Origin of the sequence: Pseudomonas putida W15Oct28 (assembly GCF_000708715.2) — a bacterium.
Classification (GTDB): domain Bacteria; phylum Pseudomonadota; class Gammaproteobacteria; order Pseudomonadales; family Pseudomonadaceae; genus Aquipseudomonas; species Aquipseudomonas putida_R.
The window spans coordinates 22820-31451 of the sequence record NZ_JENB01000057.1; the positions used below are offsets into that span (position 1 = coordinate 22820).

General features: G+C 63.5%; 5 protein-coding genes. 3 read left to right on the forward strand and 2 right to left on the reverse strand.

What is annotated here, in order from left to right:
* Positions 1-170: 170 nt before the first annotated feature.
* Complete coding sequence (locus AK81_RS25185; RefSeq protein ID WP_043203607.1) at positions 171-4001, reverse strand: sensor domain-containing protein; 3831 nt, start codon at positions 3999-4001, stop codon at positions 171-173.
* Positions 4002-4249: 248 nt separating this feature from the next.
* Here AK81_RS25185 and AK81_RS25190 point away from each other — a divergent pair, with 248 nt between their 5' ends.
* The 3 genes from AK81_RS25190 to gdhA all read left to right on the forward strand — a co-directional run bounded on the left by AK81_RS25190 (position 4250) and on the right by gdhA (position 8365).
* Positions 4250-4663 carry a hypothetical protein gene (locus tag AK81_RS25190; RefSeq protein ID WP_043203609.1) on the forward strand — a complete coding sequence of 138 codons (414 nt, stop codon included), beginning with the start codon at positions 4250-4252 and terminating at the stop codon, positions 4661-4663.
* A gap of 473 nt (positions 4664-5136) precedes the next feature.
* Positions 5137-6804 carry an energy-dependent translational throttle protein EttA gene (ettA, locus tag AK81_RS25195; RefSeq protein WP_043203612.1) on the forward strand — a complete coding sequence of 556 codons (1668 nt, stop codon included), beginning with the start codon at positions 5137-5139 and terminating at the stop codon, positions 6802-6804.
* 220 nt (positions 6805-7024) lie between these two features.
* Positions 7025-8365, forward strand: coding sequence for an NADP-specific glutamate dehydrogenase (gdhA, locus tag AK81_RS25200; RefSeq protein ID WP_043203614.1), 1341 nt, complete (start codon positions 7025-7027; stop codon positions 8363-8365).
* A gap of 137 nt (positions 8366-8502) precedes the next feature.
* On the opposite strand, the gene AK81_RS28755 is transcribed toward gdhA, so the two are convergent.
* Positions 8503-8632: GreA/GreB family elongation factor (locus tag AK81_RS28755; RefSeq protein ID WP_160325564.1), on the reverse strand; the 130-nt coding region annotated here is incomplete at its 5' end.

Below are 8632 nucleotides of genomic sequence, written 5' to 3' on the forward strand. Positions count from 1 at the left end.
CTGCTTTCAGGCTGGCGCGGTCCCTGTAGGAGCGGCCTTGTGTCGCGAAAGGGGCGCGCAGCGGCCCCACGATTGCAGCTTCGCAGCCGACATCGCCGGGACCGCTTTGCGGTCCGATCGCGACACAAGGCCGCTCCTACAAGAGTCCGCGCAGGTCGGGAGACTGTGGCTCAATGGAACATGAACAGCGTCTCGTTGGCGAACTGCGCCTCGAACTGATGCGCCGGCATCGGCCGCCCGAACAGGTAGCCCTGCACTTCGTCGCAGCCATGCTCGCGCAGAAACTCCAGCTGCTCGTGGGTTTCCACACCCTCGGCGATTACCGCCAGGTTGAGGCTGTGGGCCATGGCGATGATCGCCCGGGCAATCTGCGCGTCCTGCTCGCCTTCGGGCAGGCCGTCGACGAAGGTGCGGTCGATCTTCAGCACGTCGATGGGGAACTGCTTGAGGTAGTTGAGCGATGAGTAGCCGGTGCCGAAGTCGTCCACCGCAATGCTCAGGCCGAGGTTTTTCAGGCTGGCAAGAATCTGCAGCGCCTCGCTCACTTCGCGCATCAGGATACTTTCGGTCAGTTCCAGCTCCAGGCAGGCTGGCGGCAGGCCGCTTTCTTCAAGGATGTTGGCAATCCGCGTGCCCAACTGGCCGTCGGAGAACTGCCGCGCCGAAATGTTCACCGACACCTTCGGCACCCGCACCTTGGCCTTGTGCCAGGCCTTGAGCTGGCGGCTGGCTTCGCGCAATACCCAGTCGCCCACGTCTACCACCAGGCCCAGCTCTTCTATTACCGGGATAAAGTCGCCCGGCGGCACCAGGCCACGGGTCGGGTGGCGCCAGCGCAGCAGCGCTTCGGCGCCGGTCAGGCGCTTGCCGTCGCCGCTGAACTGCGGCTGGTAGTAGAGGATGAATTCGTTCTGCTCCATGGCGTGGCGCAGGTCGCTTTCCAGCTCCAGGCGCTCCAGGGCGCTGGCGTTCATTTCGGCCTGGTAGAACTGGAAGTTGTTCTTGCCGCGTTCCTTGGCGTGGTACATGGCGGTGTCGGCGTTTTTCATCAGCTGGCTCAGCTCGCTGCCATCCTGCGGGCTGAGGGCGATGCCGATACTGGCCGTGACGAAGAACTCGCGGTTTTCCAGCACAAACGGCCGTACCAGGCTGCCGAGGATGTTCTCGGCCACGTGGATGGCGCGGTTGAGCGCCAGTTCGCGGTTGGGGCGCGGTTGCAGCAACAGGGTGAACTCGTCGCCGCCCATGCGCGCCACGGTGTCGTCGTCATCCACGCAGGCCAGCAGGCGCAGGGCCATGTCCTTGAGCATGCGGTCGCCGGCGGCATGGCCGAGGGAGTCGTTGATCGGCTTGAAGCGGTCGAGGTCGAGGAACATCAGCACCACCCACGCTTTTTGCCGCTCGGCCTGCTGCAGGGCGTTGTACAAACGGTCCTGGAACAGTGTGCGGTTGGGCAGGTGGGTGAGGGCGTCGTAGTAGGCCAGGCGGTGGATGCGCTGTTCGCTGGCCTTGCGTTCGCTGATGTCGGTGAAGAAGCACACGTAGCTGGCCAGGTCGCCTTCGTCGTCCAGCACCGCGGTAATGCCCACCCAGGCGGGGTAGTGGTCGCCATCACGGCGCTTGAGCCACACCTCGCCCTCCCAGCTGCCGCGCTGGTGCAGTTGCTTGACCACATAGCGCAGGTGGCCTTCCTGCTGTTCGTCGACGGTGAGCATGCCCGGCAACTGGTCGAGCACTTCACTGACGGCATAACCACTGACGCGGCTGAACGCCTCGTTGACCTGGACGATATAGCCGGCCGGGTCGGTGATGAGAATGGCCGAAGTGGAATGCTCGAATACCGTGGCGGCCATGCGCAGGTCTTTTTCGGCACGGCGTTGCTGGCTGATGTCACGGCCTACCCCAAGCACGCCTTCAAAGCGCTGGTCGTCGTCCCACACCAGCACCAGGCGCAGTTCGATGGGGATCTTGCGGCCATCGCCGCGCAGGCAGTCGAACAAAAACAGCTGGGTCGGCAGCTGGTTGCGCAGCTGGGCCAGTTGAACCGGGTCGTCCATGGCCTTGCTCACGCGTTCCATCAGGCTGTAGATGCCGGTGAGCTGGGCCGGGTTGGCGATGATCGACTGCCAGCCGTTGGCAAAAATCCAGTCGGCCTGGTAGCCCAGCACGCTCTGCACCGATGGGCTGACATAGTTGAGCTTGAGCAGGCTGTCGGTGGAGAAGATCACGTCGCTGATGCTTTCGGCGAGCATGCGGTAGCGCTGCTCGCTGTCGCGCAGCGACTGGCTGGCCTCGATCTGCACCGTCACGTCCTTGCCCACGCCGATGATGCGCGTTACCAGGCCTTCGGCGTCACGGGCCAGCACCTGCTCGCGGATGTCATAGCAGCGCCAGCCGCCATCACGGTGGCGGAAGCGCAACTGGCAGTGCAGCGGTTGGTGATGGCCGCTGTCGCGCTGTTGCTGGCGCAGGGCCTGGAAGTGCGCGGCGTCTTCGGGGTGCAGCAGCAGCTCCCAGAAGCGGTCGCCCATCTGCGCAAGCTCGGTGCGGTCGTAACCGAGGGTCTGGCCAAGGTGGCGATTGCTGAAGATCATCCGCTGGCTGAGCACGTCCTGCACGTATAGCTGGTCGGGTACGGTGCGCACCACATCCGACCAGAATCGTTCGCGCTCCAGCAGCGACAGCTCCACCTGCTTGCGGCTGGTGATGTCGCTGATGCTGAGGATCACCGCCTGGTAGTCGCGGCGTTGCTGCGGCAGGCGCGCCATCAGCCACAGGTGCAGCTCGCCGCCCAGCGGCGCTGGCAGGCGTACTTCCAGCTCCAGCAGCGGGCGTTCTTCGATCAGCGCGTCGATCAGTTGCATGCCGACGCTGTCGCGGCCATCGCCAGTGCCGTCGATCAGCCGCTGCCAGGCCCCTTCGTGGCACTCGATGTTCAGCAACTGGCGCGCGACCTGGTTGACCTCGGTGATTTTCAGCTCCAGCAACAGCGAGCGGCGCAGGTTCGGGTCCAGGGCCAGGCTGTGCTTGAGCGCGGCGCGGTTGCGCAGGTGGTAGCGGTCGAGCTGGCCGGGCAGGCTGGACAGGTCGAGCACACACAAGGCCACGCCGGTACCTTCGAAAATTTCCTGGTAGCGCCGGCGGTCTTCCTGCAGTGCGCGCTGGCGGCGGCGCATGTTGATCAGGGCCAGCACCGGCAGCAGCGCGCAGAACAGCACCAGCAGGCACTTGCCGATCAGCGCTGGCAGCATTTTCTGCTGGGTCAGCTGGGCGTCGAACATGCCGCGCAGCTGCCAGGTGCTGTTGTCGATAAAGGCCAGCATCACGCTCTCCAGGGGCTCGCTACTGGAGTCGGTCGGCGCGTGGCGCTGCAGTACCTCGCCGCTGCGGCTGTTTTCCAGCAGCCACAGGGGGTGGCCGGCGCCATCGAGGTGCACGGTGAGGGTGCTGTAGTAGTCGGGCGACAGGCGCAGCAGCCAGTAGCCACGGTCTTGCTCTGTAGACTGGCGCAGCAGCAGGTAGAGGGTACGGTTGTCGGCTGAATTGGTGAAGAAGTACGGGCGGCCCTGGTTCAGCGTCAGCAGCTCGTCAAGCAACTGGCGGTCGGGGCTGCCGGCCAGGGTGTCGGCGCGCAGTTGCCCTGCGCTGTCCAGCCAGGCCACGCTCTGCAGGGCAGGCAGGCGTTCGCGCAAGGTATTCAGCAGGCTCGGCAGGGCGGCGGGCGTCGGCGTATTGACGTAAGGCTGCAACACATTTACTGCCTGCTGCGCCTTGAATGCCATGTTCAGGCTCAGGTGGTCGGCCAGTTCCGCAGTGGCGTCCACGCTTTGTTTGCGCAGGTCGGCCTGGGTGTGGTTGAACTGGGCGAAAAGCTGCCACAGCAGCAGGCCCAGCAGGATCAGGGCCAGCATCGCCAGCGCACCCTTGACCGACCCGCGCAGGGTAGCGGCGGGCGCCTGGGGCGCGGTACGCAATGACGACGGATGAGTAAGGTTGGTCAAGCGTTGATCCTGCGATTGGGCTGGCGATGGCAGGGAAGGATCATGCACGGTGTGTGCCGGTGTCTGGTTGGCGCACCGCGGTGGCGCACTATAAGGCCGGACACCCGAAACCGGCTAGCATGCCTAGGATTATGGCAAAGTGCCAGCCATGTTGACCGGTGGAGGTCGCCCGGTGGTTCGGCAAGCCCCTGCGACCTGTGCGAGAATAGCGCCCGCTTTACATGACAACGCATCGGAGATGTTCGGTTTTGGTTACTCACTTTTCCTCCAATGGCCTCGATTCCGCCTGTGGGCGCAGCAGTCAGACCCTTGTCAGCACTGCCGTGACCGAGGACGTATCCTGCAAGTCTTGCCAGCGCTCGCTGGTCAAACCTGACGCTGCCGCCAGCGCCAAGAGCAAAGCGCCATCGTTGGCTGAACTGCGCAAGACCGCCAAGGCGGCGGCAGCGCCAACGCCGGCTGTGGCTACGGCCAAGCCTGCTGCCAAGGTGGTCGGCACTGCGCCTGCGGCTGCCAAGCCAGCCAATGTGGCCAACGTGGCCGAGCAGCAACCTGCCCGCAGCGGTGGCTTCAGCGTGAAATCCGCCTGGGCCGCGCGCCTGGCCGAGCAGGGCGACCGTTGCCGGTTGCCGCGTGGCAAGGGCAAGCAGCGTAAGGTCTGAGCCTTCCTGGTTTGCTGTACTGGCCCTTTCGCGGGCTCGCCCGCTCCCACAGGTTCAACACAAGGCCTGAGCAATCAGGGCTCCTGTGGGAGCGGGCGAGCCCGCGAAGAGGCCGGCACAGGCAGCAGATTCCCCCAGGTTTAGCACTAGGCCTGAGCAATCAGGGTTCCTGTGGGAGCGGGCGAGCCCGCGAAGAGGCCGGCACAGGCAGCAGATTCCCCCAGGTTTAGCACTAGGCCTGAGCAATCAGGGTTCCTGTGGGAGCGGGCGAGCCCGCGAAGAGGCCGGTGCAGGCAACAGATTCCCCCCTGGGACAACACCGATCCCACCCCACCCTCGACCCCTCCTATGCAACGCCGCGCGTTGGCGTAGAATGGTCGTCTTTGTCCAATGACACCCGAACACATATCCCCCTGGCCCCGCGCCGGGGCGATCGTCGATGTCTTTACCTATCTGAATTAGAGGGCTTGGTTTTGGCTCAATACGTCTACACCATGCATCGGCTGAGCAAGGTCGTGCCGCCGAAGCGGGAAATTCTCAAGAACATTTCCCTGTCGTTCTTCCCGGGCGCCAAGATTGGCGTGCTCGGCCTGAACGGCGCCGGTAAATCGACCCTGCTGCGAATCATGGCGGGCGTCGACAAGGAATTCGACGGCGAAGCCCGTCCGATGCCCGACATCAACGTTGGTTACCTGCCACAGGAACCGCAACTGGACCCGACCAAGACCGTGCGCGAAGTGGTCGAGGAAGCGGTCAGCGTGATCAAGGACGCCCAGGCACGCCTGGACGAGGTCTACGCCGCCTACGCCGACCCGGATGCCGACTTCGACAAGCTGGCCGCCGAGCAGGCCAAGCTGGAAGCCATCCTGCAGGCCGCCGATGGCCACAACCTGGAGCGCCAGCTGGACGTCGCCGCTGACGCCCTGCGCCTGCCGGCCTGGGACGCAAAAATCGAGCACCTGTCCGGTGGTGAGAAGCGCCGTGTGGCCCTGTGCCGCCTGCTGCTGTCGGCCCCCGACATGCTGCTGCTCGACGAACCGACCAACCACCTGGATGCCGATTCGGTGGCGTGGCTTGAGCGCTTCCTGCACGACTTCCCGGGCACCGTGGTAGCCATCACCCACGACCGTTACTTCCTCGACAACGTCGCTGGCTGGATCCTGGAACTGGACCGCGGCGCCGGCATCCCGTACGAAGGCAACTACTCGGGCTGGCTGGAAGCCAAGTCGGACCGTCTGGCGCAGGAATCCAAGCAGCAGAGCGCCCACGAGAAGGCCATGAAAGAGGAACTGGAGTGGGTGCGCAAAGGCGCCAAGGCTCGCCAGTCCAAATCCAAGGCCCGCCTGCAGCGTTTCGAAGAAATGCAGTCGCAGGAATTCCAGAAACGCAGCGAAACCAACGAGATCTACATCCCGGCTGGTCCGCGCCTGGGCGACAAGGTCATCGAGTTCAAGAACGTCTCCAAAGGCTACGGCGACCGCGTGCTGATCGACAACCTGTCGTTCGCCATGCCAAAAGGCGCCATCGTCGGCGTGATCGGTGGTAACGGGGCCGGTAAGTCGACCCTGTTCCGCATGCTGATGGGCAAGGAACAGCCGGACTCGGGCAGCATCGAGATCGGTGAAACCGTGCAACTGGCCTGCGTGGACCAGAGCCGCGAAGACCTGGACGGCGCCAAGACCGTGTTCCAGCAGATTTCCGACGGTTCCGACCAGATCCGCATCGGCAACTACGAGATCCCGTCGCGTACCTACGTTGGCCGCTTCAACTTCAAGGGTGGCGACCAGCAGAAGTTCGTCAAGGACCTGTCCGGTGGTGAGCGTGGCCGCCTGCACCTGGCCCTGACCCTGAAGGAGGGCGGTAACGTCCTGCTGCTCGACGAACCGTCCAACGACCTCGACGTCGAAACCCTGCGTTCGCTGGAAGAAGCCCTGTTGGACTTCCCGGGCGCCGCGATCGTGATTTCCCACGACCGTTGGTTCCTGGACCGTGTGGCTACCCACATCCTGGCGTACGAAGACGACTCGAACGTGATGTTCTTCGAAGGCAACTACACCGAGTACGAAGCCGACCGCAAGAAGCGCCTGGGCGATGCTGCTGCCCAGCCGCACCGTGTACGGCACAAGAAACTGGCCCAGTAAGCCGGTTTACTGATGCACAAGAATGGGGCCCTTGGTGGCCCCATTTTTGTGCCTGGTGCAAATGGAAAAACGGCTGTTTAGGCGTTGGTTTTGTATACACTTATATAAAACGCACCAAATAATTTCAAAAAAACGACATTTCGCCCTATTCCAGTGCGATTGCTTCTTGGTACATTCCTGAAAAAACCAATAAGTCCAAAACTTCGGTGAGATGTCTACCATGATCGAATCTGTCGACAATTTCCTTGCACGCCTCCAACAGCGTGACCCTGGCCAACCCGAGTTCCACCAAGCGGTGGAAGAGGTGCTGCGCACCCTGTGGCCATTCCTTGAAGCCAACCCCCACTACCTGCAATCGGGCATCCTCGAGCGTATGGTCGAGCCTGAGCGCGCAGTGCTTTTCCGCGTCTCCTGGGTCGATGACCAGGGCAAGGTGCAGGTCAACCGCGGCTACCGCATCCAGATGAGCAGCGCCATCGGCCCGTACAAGGGCGGCCTGCGCTTCCACCCGTCGGTGAACCTCAGCGTGCTGAAGTTCCTGGCCTTCGAGCAGGTGCTCAAGAACTCCCTGACTTCGTTGCCCATGGGCGGCGGCAAGGGCGGCTCGGACTTCGACCCGAAAGGCAAGAGCGACGCCGAAGTGATGCGCTTCTGCCAGGCGTTCATGAGCGAGCTGTACCGCCACATCGGCGCTGACTGCGACGTACCGGCCGGTGACATCGGCGTGGGTGCCCGCGAAATCGGCTTCATGTTTGGCCAGTACAAGCGCCTGGCCAACCAGTTCACGTCGGTGCTGACCGGTAAAGGCATGACTTATGGCGGCAGCCTGATCCGCCCGGAAGCCACAGGTTTTGGCTGCGTGTACTTCGCCGAAGAAATGCTCAAGCGCCAGGACAAGCGTATCGATGGCCGCCGTGTGGCGGTTTCCGGCTCGGGCAACGTGGCCCAGTACGCGGCGCGCAAAGTGATGGACCTGGGCGGCAAGGTGATCTCGCTGTCCGACTCCGAAGGCACCCTGTACGCCGAAGCCGGCCTGACCGATGCCCAGTGGGACGCGTTGATGGAGCTGAAGAACGTCAAACGTGGCCGCCTCAGCGAGCTGGCCGGGCAGTACGGCCTTGAGTTCCGCAAAGGCCAGACCCCGTGGAGCCTGGCGTGCGACATCGCGCTGCCGTGCGCCACGCAGAACGAACTGGGCGCCGAAGACGCCCGCACCCTGCTGCGCAATGGCTGCATCTGCGTGGCCGAAGGCGCCAACATGCCGACCACCCTCGAAGCTGTGGATATCTTCCTGGACGCCGGCATCCTGTACGCCCCGGGCAAAGCCTCCAACGCCGGCGGCGTGGCCGTGTCGGGCCTGGAAATGTCGCAGAACGCCATGCGCCTGCTGTGGACTGCCGGTGAAGTGGACAGCAAGCTGCACAACATCATGCAGTCGATTCACCATGCTTGCGTGCATTACGGTGAAGAGGCGGATGGGCGTATCAACTACGTCAAAGGTGCGAACATTGCGGGCTTTGTGAAAGTGGCTGATGCGATGCTGGCTCAGGGCGTCGTCTGATCTGAGGCCGTAGGGGGCCGCGTTGCGGCCCATCGCGGGCATGCCCGCTCCCACAGGTTTGGCGTTGTTTGCAGGATTACGCTATCCCTGTGGGAGCGGGCAAGCCCGCGAAGGGCTGCAAAGCAGCCCCAAGGCCCTTAACTGTCACCCTCAATTTCAAGTAACTCGATCACCTGATCCCCCACCGGCCGCCGCCAAACCATTTCATCCCCAGGCCCCGCACCCAGCAACGCTCGCCCCAACGGCGACCCCCAGTTGATCAACCCC

Bases quoted from the DNA above. Each gene is read 5' to 3' on its own strand.
- gdhA (WP_043203614.1), top strand. From the start codon at position 7,025: ATGATCGAATCTGTCGACAATTTCCTTGCACGCCTCCAACAGCGTGAC.